The organism is Nonomuraea sp. NPDC049684, from assembly GCF_044465345.1.
In the GTDB taxonomy this organism is placed as follows: domain Bacteria; phylum Actinomycetota; class Actinomycetes; order Streptosporangiales; family Streptosporangiaceae; genus Nonomuraea.
On the sequence record NZ_JBITLO010000003.1, the window covers coordinates 604,853 to 619,439 of the forward strand.

Below are 14,587 nucleotides of genomic sequence, written 5' to 3' on the forward strand. Positions count from 1 at the left end.
GTAGGGGATGCTTTATCGCTAGGCTGCCGCGCGCAACTCGCTTCACGCTGACGACATGAGGAGTCACGAGCATGAGTTACGGAAACCAGGGCGACGGCGGTTACGGCGCCCAGCCGCCCGGCGGCGGTTACGGGCAGCAGCCGCCGAGCGGTGGTGGCGGCTACGGCCAGCAGCCGCCCAGCGGCGGCGGTTACGGCGGCGGCTACGGCCAGCAGCCTCCGAGTGGCGGCGGCTATGGTGAGCAGCCCCCCGGTGGCGGCTACGGCCAGCAGCCCCCGAGCGGTGGCGGCTACGGCCAGCCCCCTGGCGGCGGTTACGGGCAGCCGCCCGGTGGCTACCCCGGTGGCGGTTACGGCCCCGGCGGCACCCCGCCGGACAACCAGCTGGTCCCGGCGATCCTCACCACCCTGTTCTGCTGCCTGCCCCTCGGCATCGTGGCGATCGTGAAGTCGTCGCAGGTCAACTCCAAGTGGCAGGTCGGCGACGTCCAGGGCGCCATGCAGGCCGCCGAGGAGGCCAAGACCTGGTGGAAGCGCAGCCTGATCTTCGGCATCATCGCCATCGTCCTGCTCATCATCTTCTACGTGGTGGTGTTCGTGCTGCTCGCCGCCTCGACGAGCAGCTACGGCTCGTACTGACAAGCGGGATACTGAAAGCATGGACATCGCAACAACCGGGCGGCGGGGGACGGGGCGGCTGAAGGGCCTGCTCGCGCCGCTCGGTGTTGCGGCCGCGACGGGCGCCGTGTTCGGGGTGGTCGGCGTGGTCGACCCCAACCAGCCCGGCCACTATCCGACCTGCCCGTTCCTGTGGGTCACCGGCCTCTACTGCCCGGGCTGCGGCACGCTGCGCACCATCCACGCGCTGGCCCACCTCGACCCGGTGGCCGCCCTGGGGCTCAATCCGCTGGCCGTCGCCATGATCCCGTTCCTGCTGTTCTGGTGGGGCCGGTGGGTCGTACGGGCGTGGCAGGGCAGGCCGCGGCGCACCACTTTGGCCCATCCGGCGTGGCTGTGGGCCTTCCTCGCGGTCGTGATGGTCTACTGGGTCGTCCGAAACCTCCCCTTCGGGGCGTTCCTCGCGCCGTAGTACGGGCCCTGTGGCGAGGTGACCCCGGTGGGGCCGATACCATCGCAGGACAAGGCCGAGAGCGGACGCGAGGCGAACTCTCTGCCACCCCCACTGTCAACCGGAGGGACCCCAAGCGCGTGAGTGAGCGGACGGAAGGACCGAGTGTCCTCGACGACATCCTCGAAGGGGTGCGCGCCGATCTCGCCGCACGTCAGCAGGCCGTGTCGATCGACGAGCTCAAGCGGCGAGCCGAGCGGGCCCAGGGGCCCAGAGACGCGATGGCCGCCCTCGGGGGTGACAGGATCTCGGTGATCGCCGAGGTCAAGCGGTCGAGCCCGTCCAAGGGCGCGCTCGCCGCCATCGCCGACCCCGCCGCGCTTGCGGCCGACTACGAGGCCGGCGGGGCCCACGTGATCAGCGTGCTGACCGAGCGGCGCAAGTTCGGGGGCAGCCTGGAGGACCTGGCGGCCGTCCGCGCCCGCGTCGACATCCCCATCCTGCGTAAAGATTTCATCCTCACCTCCTACCAGCTCTGGGAGGCCCGGGCCCACGGCGCCGACCTGGCGCTGCTGATGGTCGTCTGCCTGGAGCAGGAGGCGCTGGTGTCGCTGATCGAGCGGGCCGAGTCCATCGGGCTCACCCCGCTGGTCGAGGTGCACACCGAGGAGGAGCTGGAGCGGGCGGTCGCCGCCGGGGCGCGGGTCATCGGGGTCAACGCGCGTAATTTGAAGACTCTTGAGGTCGACCGCGACGTCTTCGCGAAGCTGGCGCCGAAGATCCCGGATAATGTGATCAAGATCGCCGAGTCGGGCGTGCGCGGCCCGCACGACCTGCTCGCCTACGCCAGGGGTGGCGCCGACGCCGTCCTGGTGGGGGAGAGCCTGGTCACCGGCAAGGATCCGCGCAAGGCCGTGGAGGCGCTGGTGACCGCCGGCGCTCACCCGTCGACGCGCCCCGACCACTCAGCAGAGGGATAGCAGTGGCTAACGAAGGCTCCATCCTCAGCGCCGCCGACCTGGCCGGTGGCGCCGCGTACGGCAACGACCCCGACCTGCACGGCAAGTTCGGCATCTTCGGCGGCCGCTACGTGCCCGAGGCGCTGATCCCCGCGCTCGACGAGGTGGCCGCCGTCTACGACAAGGCCAAGACCGACCCCGAGTTCCTGCGCGAGTTCGACCACCTGCTGCGCACCTACGCCGGCCGGCCGACCACGCTGACCGACGTGCCGCGCTTCAGCCAGGAGGCCGGCGGCGCGCGCATCGTGCTCAAGCGGGAAGACCTCACCCACACCGGCGCCCACAAGATCAACAACGTGCTCGGCCAGGCGCTGCTGACCAGGCGCCTGGGCAAGAAGCGGGTGATCGCCGAGACCGGCGCCGGCCAGCACGGCGTGGCCACGGCCACCGCGGCCGCGCTGCTCGGCCTGGAGTGCGTCATCTACATGGGCGCGGTCGACTGCGAGCGCCAGGCGCTCAACGTGGCCCGGATGAAGCTGCTCGGCGCCACCGTGGTGCCCGTCCACAACGGCTCCAAGACGCTGAAGGACGCCATCAACGAGGCGTTCCGCGACTGGGTGACCAACGTCGACACCACCCACTACCTGTTCGGCACCGTCGCCGGCCCCCATCCCTTCCCCGAGATCGTGCGCGACTTCGCCCGCATCATCGGCGTCGAGGCCCGCCGCCAGATGCAGGAGCTGACCGGCGCCCTGCCCGACGCCGTGTGCGCGGCGGTCGGCGGCGGCAGCAACGCCATCGGCATCTTCCACGCCTTCATCGGCGACGAGAGCGTGGCCCTGCACGGCTACGAGGCGGCCGGCCACGGCCTGGAGAGCGGCGAGCACGCGCTCACCCTCACCGCCGGCTCGGTGGGCGTGCTGCACGGCTCGCGCACGTACGTGCTCCAGGACGACGAGGGCCAGACGATCGAGTCCCACTCGATCTCGGCCGGCCTCGACTACCCGGGCGTCGGCCCCGAGCACGCCTGGCTGAAGGACTCCGGCCGCGCCACCTACCACGGCGTCACCGACGACGAGGCCATGGCGGCGTTCTCGCTGCTGGCCAGGACCGAGGGCATCATCCCGGCCATCGAGTCCTCCCACGCGCTGGCGGGCGCGCTGAAGCTGGGCCGCGAGCTCGGCCCCGAGTCGACGATCCTGGTCAACCTGTCCGGGCGCGGCGACAAGGACATGGGCACCGCCATGAAGTACTTCAACCTCTGACGCCCTCGGCAGCGCGGCGCGGGTGACCGGACGACGGCCCGCGTCAGGGCATCATGGTGGGACTCGACCTTCGAAACGGACAGACATGACGACTCTTCAGACGGTTTTCGCCAAGGCGAAGGCGGACAACCGGGCCGCGCTCGTCGGCTACCTGCCTGCCGGCTTCCCGTCCAAGGACGGCGCGATCGCCGCCGCCGCGGCCCTGGTCGAGGCGGGCTGCGACGTCATCGAGATCGGCCTGCCCTACTCCGACCCGCTCATGGACGGGCCGACGATCCAGGACGCGGTGCACCGCTCGCTGGTCAACGGCACCCGCATCGCCGACGTGATGCGCACCGTCGAGGGGGTCGCCGCCACCGGCGCCGCCACGCTCGTCATGACGTACTGGAACCCGATCGACCGCTACGGCGCCGACCGGTTCGCCCGCGACCTGGCCAACGCGGGCGGCGTGGGCACGATCACGCCCGACCTGACGCCGGAGGAGTCCGAGCCGTGGCGCACCGCCTCGGCCGCGGCGGGCATCGACACGGTGTTCCTGGTGGCGCCCAGCTCCACGGAGGAGCGCATCAAGGCCGTGGTCGACTGCTGCACCGGCTTCGTCTACGCCGCCTCGCTGATGGGCGTCACAGGCGCCAGGGAGAGCGTGAACTCGGCGGCCGAGGGCCTGGTCAAGCGCACCCGCGCGCACACCGACCTGCCCGTGTGCGTGGGCCTGGGCGTCGGCACGGGCGCGCAGGCGGCCGAGGTGGCCCGCTACGCCGACGGCGTGATCGTCGGGTCGGCGTTCATCCGCCGCATCCTCGACGCGCCCGACGAGGCCGCCGGGCGCGAGTCGATCATGGCGCTGGCCGGTGACATGGCCCGCGGCGTGCGCCGCTGAGCCCTCTGCGGGCTGTCCCGATCATCACGAAGGCGCGTCCCCTGAGCGGGGGCGCGCCTTCCGTCATGTCGTGCCGCGGGGGTCAGCCCAGGTCGGGTTCCGCGCGCAGTTCCACGGCCGGGCCCACCTGGTCCAGCTCCAGGACGACGATCTCGTTCGTCCCGGCGCGCAGCAGCGGGGCCGGGACGTAGAGGGTGCGCTGCGGGCCGCGGTCCCAGTAGCGGCCCAGGCAGAAGCCGTTCACCCAGACGTACCCCTTGCCCCAGCCGGGCAGCGCCAGGAACGTGTCGGCGGGCTCGTCCACCTCCAGGACGAACCGGAAGAACGACCTGGGCCCGGCCTGCGCGCCGTCGGCGAACGGCACCGCGGAGACGTCCCGCAGCGGGATCGGCCGCGCGCTCCACCCGTTCAGGTACTGCTGGTGGTGCAGGACCCCGCCGGTCAGGCCCTTGCTCTCGCCGGTCAGCGGCCCGTAGTTCGTCCGTCCCATCGACTCCACCAGCAGCTCCACCGTGGCGGGGCCGGACACCGTCACCTCCGGCTCCTCGGCGTCGCGCTCGAACACCCCGGCGAGCCGGCCGTCCACGAACACGTGCGCCCGGTCGCGCAGCCCCGGCAGCCGCAGCCGGTACGCGCCGCGCGGCCCCGGCACCTGCGCCCTGTACAGCACCAGCCCGTGCTCCAGCCCCAGCTCCTCGAACGACGGCGGCACCGGCGCGCTCGCCGGCGGCCCCGCCACCGCCTCCAGCGCGTCGACCAGCGGCACCGACTGGACCGGCCGCAACGTCGCCGGCGGCAGCACGGCCGGGACCGGCGGCACCGCCGGCGGCTCGCCCGCGAAGCGCGACAACACCTCGCGGAAGCGCCAGAACTTCTCGGTCGGCGCCCCGCGCTCGTCGATCGGCGCGTCGTAGTCGTAGGAGGTCACGGTCGGCCGCCAGTCGCCCATCGCCCGCTCGCCGGCCTGGTTGGCGCCCGCCCAGGTGCCGAAGTTGGTGCCGCCGTGCGCCATGTACAGGTTCACCGACGCGCCGAGTTCGAGGATGCGCTCCAGGACGGCGGCCGCGTCACCGGCGTCCCTGGTCATGTGCTTGTGGCCCCAGTGGTCGAACCAGCCGCACCAAAACTCCATGCAGAACGGCGGGTCGTCCGGCCGGTGCTCGCGCAGCGCGGCGAACGCCCGGTCGGGGTCGGAGCCGAAGTTCACCGTGGCCAGCACACCCGGCAGGGTGCCGCCGGTCAGGTACCAGTCGGCCGGGCCGTCGGAGGTGAACAGGGGCACCTCGACGCCCCTGGCCGTCAGGCCGTCGGCCAGGTGCCGCAGGTAGGCCGGGTCGCTGCCGTAGGAGCCGTACTCGTTCTCCACCTGGACCATGATCACGTTGCCGCCGCGGGTCACCTGCCGCTCGACGACCTGGGGGAGCAGCCGGTCGAAGTAGCGGTCCACGTGGCCCAGGTACTCGGGGTCGCAGGTCCTGATCCGGCCGGTGAGCCAGGCGGGCAGGCCGCCGTTGTCCCATTCCGCGCAGATGTACGGGCCCGGCCGCACGATCGCCAGCAGCCCCTCCTCGGCCGCCGCGTCCAGGAACGCGCCCAGCTCCTCCAGCCGGTGGAACTCGCCCCTGCGCGGCTCGTGCAGGTTCCACGGCACGTACGTCTCGACGGTGTTCAGCCCCATCGCCCGCAGCATCGCCAGCCGGTGCCGCCACTGGCCGGGATGCACCCGGAAGTAGTGCATGGCGCCCGACAACACCCTGAACTCCGCACCGTCGAGCCGGAACACTCCGTTCTCGACCGAGAAAACACCCATAACTCTTCCTCCGGTAGGATTTCGCGCCCCGCAACCCTGCCAAGACCGCAGGTCAACGGCCATGGACAAACCCAGACAACCTGTTGGACTCACCCGCGGAGACCGGATGACCCCGCCCTACGACAAGTGGATGCAGTACCTGACCCCGGGCCCCGCCCATCGCGGGCTCGGCCTGGTGTGCCTCGGCGTCGGGCGGCAGGAGGGGCGGCTGCCCACGGTCGGGCCGCGCACCCTGCAGCACCACGTTGCCGTCCTGGTGACCGCGGGCCGCGGCTGGTTCTGCCAGGGGGAGGGGCCCGTCGTCGACGTCGTCGCGCCCGCCGTCATCTGGCTCCTGCCCGGCGTACGCCACCACTACGCGCCCGACGAGGCCGGCTGGGACGAGTGGTTCGTCGACTTCACCGGCCCCGCCGCCACCGCCTACCAGGACCTCGGCTTCGTGGACGCGGACAACCCCGTCACCCCGCTCACCACGGCCGAACCGGCCGCCCACGCCATCGGCCGCATCGCCCAGGCGTGCCGCAGGGGCGGCCCGTACCTGGAGGTGGAGACCTCGGCCATCGTGCACGAGGTCCTGGTCGCCCTCAGGCGCAGCCGCGCCGACGAGGACCCCTACGGCGACCCGGTGCTGGCCGGGCTGGCCAGGGACGCCTGCCTGCCGGTGCCGGTCGCCGAGCACGCCAGGCGCCTCGGCATGCCGCTGACCGAGCTGCGCCGCGCCGTGCGCCGGCTGGCCGGGTGCAGCCCCAAGGACTACGTGCTGTCCATCAGGCTCAACCGGGCCAAGGACCTGCTGGCCACCACCGACCTGCCGGTCGCCGCCGTGGCCCGGCGTGTCGGCTACGACGACCCGGCCTATTTCACCAGGTTGTTCACCCGCCGCGCCGGTCTGCCGCCGAGCGAATTCCGGGCGCAGCAGTATCGTGGACTTCCTACCATTTCATGAACGGGACTCTGCCTTAGCCGACGCTTATCCCGAGCGTGATCGGATGATGTCCCGGTACTGTGCGCATTCCCGGCGCAGAGAAAGAGGAGATCACCCGTGGCCGCGTCACAACCGTCACACAACGGCAGATCGGCGATACCCTGGGTGACGACCGTCGCCCGGCTGATCCTGGGGGGCGTGCTGATCGCGGCGGGGGCGCTGAAGATCGGCAATCCGTCCGACTCCGTGGTCGCGGTCAAGGCGTACCAGTTGCTGCCCGAGTCGATCGCCGAGATGGTGGGCTACGTCCTGCCGATCCTGGAGATCGTCGTCGGCGTGCTCCTGGTCGTCGGTCTGCTGACCAGGGTGGCAGCGGTGATCGCCGCGCTGCTCATGTTCGCCTTCGTGTTCGGCATCGCCTGGGCCTGGGCGCACGGCCTGCGGATCGACTGCGGCTGCTTCGGCGGCGGCGGCCAGCTGGAGACAGGGCAAGAGCCGGCCTACCTGCTCGACATCCTGCGCGACTTCGGCCTGGTGCTGCTCGGCGCATGGACGGCCCGCTTCCCGCCGGGACGGTTCGCCCTCGACGGGGCGCTCGGACTGGCGGGTGCCGAGGAGGACACAGGTGACGAAGAGGAGATCGAGGATGAACAAAGCGCAGCGCACCAAGTCTGACCAGAACATGTCGGCGCGCGAGAAGATCAGAGAGCAGCAGGCGGCGGCCCGTGCCCAGGAGAAGCGCAGGAAGCTGGTGACCTACACCACGGCGGCCGTGGTCGCGGTGGCCGCGGTCGGCCTCGGCGCCTGGTACACGATCAGCTCCTCCAAGTCGGAGGAGGCCGGGGCCGAGCTCGCGCCGATCACCCTGCAGCCCGACGGCAGCGCGGTGATGGCCAAGGCGGGCGTGACGCAGCCGGTGGTCGACGTCTACGAGGACTTCCAGTGCCCGGTCTGCAAGGAGCTGGAGCGGGTCAGCGGCTCGACCTTCAAGAACCTGGCCGCCGAGGGCAAGGCCAAGGTCGTCTTCCACCCGATCACGATCTTCTCCAGGGAGCCGACGAAGGGCAACTCCGTACGCGCGGCCGCGGCCGCCCGCTGCGTCGCCGACGGCAAGCAGTGGATGGCCTTCCACGACCTGATCTACAAGAACCAGCCGGCCGAGACCGTCGAGGGGTTCAAGACCGACCAGCTCGTCGAGTGGGGAAAGGAGGCCGGGGTCACCTCGCCCGATTTCGAGAGTTGCGTCACGTCCCAGAAGCACGCGCCCGCCGTGCTGACCGACAGTGCGAAGATCATGTCGGCGCAGTCGATCGAGGGCACGCCCACCGTGAAGCTCAACGGCACCGGCATCGGCGAGGCGGCGTTCTCGCCGCAGCAACTTCGCGATGCGGTCACGAAGGCCGCCAAGTAGCCGCAGGCTGCGCTACCCTCACCTGACATGCCCCTAGCCTCGATTCCCAGCCCTTCCCAGGGGGTCTGGTATCTCGGAATCATCCCGATCCGGGCCTATGCACTGTGCATCGTGCTCGGCGTCGTCGTCGCCGTCTGGCTGAGCGAGCGGCGCTGGGTCGCCCGCGGCGGCCAGAAGGGGACGATCATCGACATCGCCGTCCCCGCGGTGATCTTCGGTCTGATCGGCGGCCGGCTCTACCACGTCATCACCGACTGGCAGACCTACTTCGGCAGCCGTGCGATCAAGGAGCCGTACCAGGCCCTGTTCATCTGGGAGGGCGGGCTCGGCATCTGGGGCGCGATCGCGCTCGGCGGCGTCGGCGTGTGGTGGGCCGTGCGCAAGCGCGGCATCTCCATGAGCGCCGTCGCCGACACGGTCGCGCCGGGCATCGCCTTCGCGCAGGCCATCGGCCGCTGGGGCAACTGGTTCAACCAGGAGCTCTACGGCGGCCCGACCACGCTGCCGTGGGGCCTGGAGATCGACGTCGACCACGGCGGCGAGCCGGGCGTCCTGTACCACCCGACCTTCCTGTACGAGTCGTTGTGGGACGTCGCGCTCGGCTTCCTGCTCATCCTGGCGGGCAAGCGGTTCGCGCTGCGGCACGGGCGGCTGTTCGCCCTGTACGTCGCCGGCTACACGCTGGGCCGCTTCTGGATCGAGGGCCTGCGCATCGACCCGGTCGGCGGGGTCGACCACGCGGTGACCTTCCTCAGCCTGCGGCTCAACCAGTGGACGTCCATCGTGCTGTTCGTCGGCGCGCTGGTCTACCTCTGGGTGACCAGGAACAAGGACACCGAGGAGCGGGTCGTGCCGCTCGACCTGGCGGTGGATCCGGCGCACGAGAGCGGCCAGGCCGATCCCGGCTCGTCCGACGCGCCGGCCGCCTCGGCCGCCTCGGACGAGTCCGCCGAACCCGCCGACACCGGCACCGGCGCGGACGACGACGCGGATGACGACGCCGACGACGGTGCCGCGACGAAGGAGAAGAACCCGCGATGACCGGCGGCGCGGAGATCCACCATCGCCATCGCGACGTCAGCGGGGGCTGGTTGCGGCCCTCGGTGTTCGGCGCGATGGACGGCCTGGTGTCGAACTTCGCGCTCATCGCCGGCGTCGCGGGCGGCACCGCCAGCACCAAGGTCGTCGCCCTCAGCGGCGTGGCCGGGCTGGCGGCCGGGGCCCTGTCCATGGCGGGCGGCGAGTACGTCTCCGTGGCCAGCCAGCGCGAACTGGCCCAGGCCGAGATCGCCGTGGAGCAGCGGGAGCTCGCCGGCAACCCGGAGGCCGAGCTGGCCGAGCTGGCTCAGTCGTTCGTGGACAAGGGGGTCGAGCCCGACCTCGCCGCGGCGGTGGCCGGGCAGATCTCCCGCAATCCCGAGCGGGCCCTTGAGGTCCACGCCCAGAACGAGCTGGGTGTCGTTCCCGGCGCGCTGCCCTCGCCGAAGGTGGCGGCGGTGTCGTCGTTCCTGTCGTTCAGTGTGGGGGCGGTGCTGCCGCTCCTGCCGTACCTGTTCGGAGTCGAGGGGCTTACCTTGTCGGCCGTGGTGTCGTGCGCGGCGTTGTTCGGGGCGGGCGCGCTGGTGTCCGCCGTGACGGCGCGCAGCTGGTGGTACTCGGGGTTGCGGCAGCTCGTGGTGGGCGCGGTGGCCGCGGGCATCACGTACGGGCTGGGCAACCTGATCGGGGCGTCAGGGCTGTGAGATCGGGACGACGCTCCGGCGACTCCGCCGGCGACAACACTCCGGGCACCGGCGGACCCTTCGGCTCCGGCGGCGCTTCGGGCGGGTATGGCGGTGCTCCTGGCACCTATGACGGTTCCGGCCGTTCCAGCGGTGCTCCCGGTGCTGCGGGCGCTTCGGGTGCTTCGGGTGCTCCCGGTGTTCTCGGCGCTCCCGGCGCTCCTGGCACTGCCGGTGGCGTCGGTGGCGGCGGCGCTCTTGGCGGGGCCGACGGCGGTGCTGCTGGCGGGGTCGGCGGCGGGCGAGGCGGTGGTTCGCGTGGCGGGCGTGGCGCGGGGTCCGGGAGGGCTCGTCGCCGTGCCGCTGCTCGCGCTGCCGAGGCCGCGGCCCCCGAGCAGCCGGTGGCCGGTGCCGAGGGCGGACAGGACCTCTGGGCGGCCCGCCGCGCCGCCCGCCCCCAACAGCCCGCCGACGCAGGCTGGGCCGCCCGCCCACCCGCCCCCCAGGGGCCCGACGCTTCCTGGCCTTCGCATCCCGCCCCTCAGGGCTCCGACGCACAGTGGGCGGCTCGTCCGGGCTCCCAGGGCTCGAACGCGCAGTGGCCCGCCGCCTCTCAGGGGTCCGACGCACAGGGGGCGGCTCGTCCGGGCTCGCAGGGTTCCAACGCGCAGTGGCCCGCTGCCTCTCAGGGATCGAACGCGCAGTGGCCTGTGGGTTCTGGGTCGCAAGGGTCCGACGCGCAGTGGCCCGCCGGGGCCGGTGCGCAGAGGTCGGACGCGCAGTGGGCGGCTCGGGGTGAGCGGAGTGACGGTCAGCGGGCCGCGTCCCCGGCTTCCGATGCCGGACGGGCCGCGCAGCCCGCTGCGCCGGCGGCGTCCATGCCTGCCGACGACGCCGACGCGCCGCGCGGCAGACGTTCCCAGCGGGGCAGACGTTCCCAGGCAGGCCCGGAGTCCAGCCGGGGCAGGCGTGCCCAGGAGGGCGGAGAGGCGTCCCGAGGGAGACGCGCCCACGACGGCGGGGAAACCGCTCGCGGGAGGAGGCGGGCGTCGGACGACGACGACTCCGTCTGGGCCGCGAGCATGGACGACCTGGCCGAGGCCGCCCGTACGGGTCGTCGAGCCGCGGCCACCGACGGCGGCGCGCAGTCCCGTCCGGGACGCCGGAGCGCCCCCGCGGACGGTGGCGGGCACGACGACGCAGAGGGTTTCGCCGCGTTCGGGGCGTCGGTATCGTCCGCGGAGTCCGGAAGGACCGGGGAGTCCGCCGAGATCCCGACCGGCTCCGGGTCGCGCAAACGACGCCGCACACCGCGTTCCGACTGGCAGTTCCCGGTGCTCACCGAGTGGGGCCTGCGCCCGGAGCAGCAGCGGCTGATCGTCATCATCGCCACGGTCATCGGCGTCGTCGCGGGCGCGGCGGGGCTGGTGGCGGTCGTCGGCTCGCTCGGCGACTACGCCCCCGAGCGGGAGGCCAGCGCCGCCGTCCTCGGCCCGGACGCCGCCATGCCCATGTCCTACCAGGGCTGGAGCTCGCCCAAGCTGTTCGCGGCGCTGGCCGACCGGGCCAAGGACAGCCGGGAGCTCACCGACAAGGAGGTCTTCGGGCAGAGCGAGCTCGCGGTCTCCAAGAAGCTCACGCTCAAGCTGGCCGCCAAGCGCATCGACGCCGACTGCTCGGCCGCCCTGTGGGGCACGGCCCTGCTGGAGAAGGTGGCCGACGCCGACTGCCTCCAGGCGGCCCGCGGCCTGTACGTCAGCTCCGACGGCCGCTACGTCGGCCAGTACACGCTGCTCAATCTCAAGGACGGCCAGTCGGCCGGCGACCTGGTCGAATCCCTGAAGACGCTCTACCGGGGCGGCTGGGCACGGCCGTTGACCTCGTCCAAGGCGGCCTTCCCGGCGGGCGGCTACTCCGAGGGCGGCGGCTACGCGCTCGGCCACTACGTCGGCCTGGTCTGGCTCGGCAAGACCGACGGCCTCGACCCCACCGCCCGGGACGACTTCGTCTCCGTCACCCTGGCCCTGCGCGGGGCCGAGAAGTCCGTCTACCGCCGCGTCGTCGCGATCACGGGACCGGCCTCGTGACGTCGCCTCGGGCGGTCGCGATCAAGGGAGCGGCCCTGATGTCCCGCGTCGGGGTGGGGTGCGCGTGATGTCCCGTCGTGTCGTCGTGGTGGCGGGGGCGGCCGTGGGGGCGCTGGCGGTCGCCGTGGCCGGGTGGTTGTGGCTGCGTCCGGGGGAGCCGCGGCCGGCCGCCTTCCGGGGCGAGCCCACCTCGGCCTTCTACGCGGCCGTCGACTCCCGTCAGGCCGACGCCGCGCCGCTGACCGCGCAGGAGGTCTTCACCGCCGAGACGCAGACGCTCGGCGCGCTGCGGCGGGTCTCCACGCAGGAGCACGACGACTGCGACGAGGTCCTGTGGGGGGCGTCGGCGTCCGGGTGCACGCAGGTGCTGGCGGCGGCGTACGAGGGCGACGGGCTGGCCGGGCAGTTCGCCATCTTCAACCTGCCCGACGGCCGCGCGGCCGACGCCCTGGTGGCGGCCCTGGGCAAGGACGGCTTCGTCCGGCAGGACGCCGCGTTCGACGCCGCCCGCAGCCGTGCCCAGGCGCGTGCCATGGGCCACTACGTGACGGTGAGCTGGGCGGGCGGCACGGTCTCCGCCGACGACCTGGTCACGGCGCTGGTCGCCCTCGACGGCCTCGGCCGCGTGGTCCAGAACCGCATCCTCGCCGCCACCTGACCGCCCACCCCGTCCAGCCACCCGCTCCTGCGGGCTTCCGGGAGGTCAGGGGGTTGTGGTGGTGAGGGCGGTGACGGTGGTGGAGACGGCGGCGGCGAGGCCGGTCAGGCGGTGGAGGGGGGCTTCCAGGGGGGTCAGGTCGTCGGACCAGGGAGCGGTCTGGCGGATGAGGGTGCGGGCCTCGTTCTTGGTGAGCGCCGTGCCCTGGTCGCGGGCGACCGCGATGAGCGCCTCCCGCCAGGTGTTGGCCAGCTTGGCGTGGCCGTTGTCGAGGATCCTGCGCAGCACCGCGCCGGCCGCCCCGGCGGGTTGCGGGCGGCGTACGGCGTCGAGCGCCCCGCCCGTGCGGCGGAACTCGTAGACGGCGGACAGCGCCTCCGGCAGCGAGGGCAGGTCGGCCCCCCACACGCGTACGTGCGCCGCGCGGGTGGCGAGCAGCACGCGGGGGAGCGCCGCCTCCAGCCCCGGCGGCAGCGCGACGGCCACCCGCTCGACGGCCGCCGCGTACGGCTTGGCCAGCCAGGTCGCCAGCCGCACCCGGCCCTGGGGCAGCTCCTTGGGCCACTCGCCCACCAGCAGGTCAGCCTCGAACCCGGCCAGATCGGAGGCCGGGACCGCCGCCGGGGCCGACTCGACCGACTGGGGGCCCTGGGTGTAGATGGCCGTGGCCTGACGGCCCAGCCGGGCGTTGACCGCCGGGCGGGTCTTGGTGGTGGGACGCAGCAGGTAGAGGTCGGCCGCCGAGCCGATCGCCTCCGCCCCGAAATAGCGATTGAAATCCGGATAGATCGCCTCATAGGCGAGGTTGAGCTCCGACAACGCCTGCTGAACCTTGAACGCCAGCATCGGCGTACGCTCGCTGGCCCCGTACGCCACCAGCACCCGCCCGTCGTCCTTCAGCCCCTCCACGGCGCGCGCCGCGAACAGCCCGATCCCCTCCGGCGTGTACGGCGGGTCGGTGAAGGCCAGGTCGTGCTCCCGCGCCGAGGCCGGCAGCCCGAGCCGCAGGTCGGCCCAGCGCGTGCGGACCCCGAGCCCCTGCTCGTCGATGTAGGCCAGGATGCGCTCGTCGACGTCGACCACCGTGACGTCGGTCTCGGGATGGACCAGCTTGACGGCCAGCGAGGTCAGGTCGTGGTCGCCGACGCACAGCAGCCGCGCCCCGGGCAGCCAGAACCGCGCCCCGAGCAGCAGCGCGCGCCGCAGGGCCGTCTCGGGAGTGGCCGAGACGTGGTCGAGCACGTGACGGGCCCGCGGCGCGCCCGCGACCAGCGCGGTCAGGCGTTCGAGCACGCCGGGGTAGTGGGGGAGCAGGTGGGCCACCGGGTCTTCGGGCGGCGGCGCCATGGCCAGCAGGTCCTGATAGGCGGGCGTGTCGCCGGGCGGCACCCGGAACCTCTCGCCCGAGCGCTCCAGGCGCACCTCGCGCAGCAGCGCCTCGACGGTCCGCCGGGAGGTGGCGGTCTCCCTGACCAGACCTGCCAGGGACCACCACTGGCCGTCGCACAGGAGGGTGAGGGCGTGCCGCAGCCGCCTGCCGTCGACGCCCGCCTCGGCGAGCAGGCGCTCCACCCCGTCACGATCCATACGCCAACCCTATCGAGGGGCGGGCCCGGCTCCGGCCGCCCGCCGGGGAGGGGCGGGCCCGTTCGGGGGAGCGTCCGGGGTCTGTGAGGGTCATGGGACAACAGGGGCGTGAACTGGGAATTCTGATGGCCGGGTCCGGGGTTTGGGATGAGGAGTTCGGATGCTGGAACCCTGCGCAATGTTCGCAATGCGGACGTGGCGGGCACCATTCCGGCA

14 protein-coding genes are annotated in these 14,587 nt (G+C 72.7%); 12 read left to right on the forward strand and 2 right to left on the reverse strand.

Annotation, left to right across the window (positions count from 1 at the left end):
- Positions 1–71 precede the first annotated feature (71 nt).
- The 5 genes from ACIBST_RS13115 (at position 72) to trpA (ending at position 4,172) form a co-directional block, all read left to right on the forward strand.
- Positions 72–638 carry a CD225/dispanin family protein gene (locus ACIBST_RS13115; protein ID WP_397171432.1) on the forward strand — a complete coding sequence of 189 codons (567 nt, stop codon included), beginning with the start codon at positions 72–74 and terminating at the stop codon, positions 636–638.
- A 19-nt stretch (positions 639–657) separates the two neighbouring features.
- Positions 658–1,089, forward strand: coding sequence for a DUF2752 domain-containing protein (locus ACIBST_RS13120; protein ID WP_397171433.1), 432 nt, complete (start codon positions 658–660; stop codon positions 1,087–1,089).
- A gap of 119 nt (positions 1,090–1,208) precedes the next feature.
- Entirely contained in the window at positions 1,209–2,048 is an 840-nt protein-coding gene (gene trpC, locus ACIBST_RS13125) for an indole-3-glycerol phosphate synthase TrpC (RefSeq protein ID WP_125630391.1), read from the forward strand.
- 20 nt (positions 2,049–2,068) lie between these two features.
- Positions 2,069–3,292, forward strand: a complete 1,224-nt coding sequence (gene trpB / locus ACIBST_RS13130; RefSeq protein WP_397171651.1) for a tryptophan synthase subunit beta — start codon at positions 2,069–2,071, stop codon at positions 3,290–3,292.
- Between the two features lie 85 nt (positions 3,293–3,377).
- A complete protein-coding gene (gene trpA, locus ACIBST_RS13135) occupies positions 3,378–4,172 on the forward strand; it encodes a tryptophan synthase subunit alpha (RefSeq protein ID WP_357968156.1) in 795 nt (264 codons plus the stop codon).
- Between the two features lie 82 nt (positions 4,173–4,254).
- Here trpA and ACIBST_RS13140 read toward each other — a convergent pair whose 3' ends face one another.
- Positions 4,255–5,982, reverse strand: coding sequence for a beta-galactosidase family protein (locus tag ACIBST_RS13140; protein ID WP_397171435.1), 1,728 nt, complete (start codon positions 5,980–5,982; stop codon positions 4,255–4,257).
- A 106-nt stretch (positions 5,983–6,088) separates the two neighbouring features.
- Between ACIBST_RS13140 and ACIBST_RS13145 the strand changes: the two genes are divergently transcribed.
- From ACIBST_RS13145 to ACIBST_RS13175, 7 genes are all read left to right on the forward strand, one after another.
- Positions 6,089–6,928 (forward strand): helix-turn-helix transcriptional regulator, encoded by an 840-nt coding sequence (locus tag ACIBST_RS13145; protein ID WP_397171437.1) that lies wholly within the window; start codon positions 6,089–6,091, stop codon positions 6,926–6,928.
- A 144-nt stretch (positions 6,929–7,072) separates the two neighbouring features.
- Entirely contained in the window at positions 7,073–7,582 is a 510-nt protein-coding gene (locus ACIBST_RS13150; protein WP_357968163.1) for a MauE/DoxX family redox-associated membrane protein, read from the forward strand.
- Positions 7,554–8,318: a DsbA family protein gene (locus ACIBST_RS13155; RefSeq protein WP_397171439.1), complete on the forward strand. Its 765-nt coding sequence runs from the start codon at positions 7,554–7,556 to the stop codon at positions 8,316–8,318. Before ACIBST_RS13150 ends, ACIBST_RS13155 begins: the two co-directional genes overlap by 29 nt.
- 111 nt (positions 8,319–8,429) lie before the next feature.
- Complete coding sequence (gene lgt, locus ACIBST_RS13160) at positions 8,430–9,359, forward strand: prolipoprotein diacylglyceryl transferase (RefSeq protein ID WP_397171441.1); 930 nt, start codon at positions 8,430–8,432, stop codon at positions 9,357–9,359.
- On the forward strand, positions 9,356–10,060 hold the full coding sequence (locus tag ACIBST_RS13165; protein ID WP_397171442.1) for a VIT1/CCC1 transporter family protein: 705 nt from the start codon (positions 9,356–9,358) through the stop codon (positions 10,058–10,060). Before lgt ends, ACIBST_RS13165 begins: the two co-directional genes overlap by 4 nt.
- A gap of 1,061 nt (positions 10,061–11,121) precedes the next feature.
- A complete protein-coding gene (locus ACIBST_RS13170; protein WP_397171444.1) occupies positions 11,122–12,126 on the forward strand; it encodes a hypothetical protein in 1,005 nt (334 codons plus the stop codon).
- Positions 12,127–12,193: 67 nt separating this feature from the next.
- Positions 12,194–12,784 (forward strand): hypothetical protein, encoded by a 591-nt coding sequence (locus ACIBST_RS13175; RefSeq protein WP_397171445.1) that lies wholly within the window; start codon positions 12,194–12,196, stop codon positions 12,782–12,784.
- Between the two features lie 45 nt (positions 12,785–12,829).
- On the opposite strand, the gene ACIBST_RS13180 is transcribed toward ACIBST_RS13175, so the two are convergent.
- On the reverse strand, positions 12,830–14,371 hold the full coding sequence (locus tag ACIBST_RS13180; protein ID WP_397171447.1) for a bis-aminopropyl spermidine synthase family protein: 1,542 nt from the start codon (positions 14,369–14,371) through the stop codon (positions 12,830–12,832).
- Positions 14,372–14,587 lie beyond the last annotated feature (216 nt).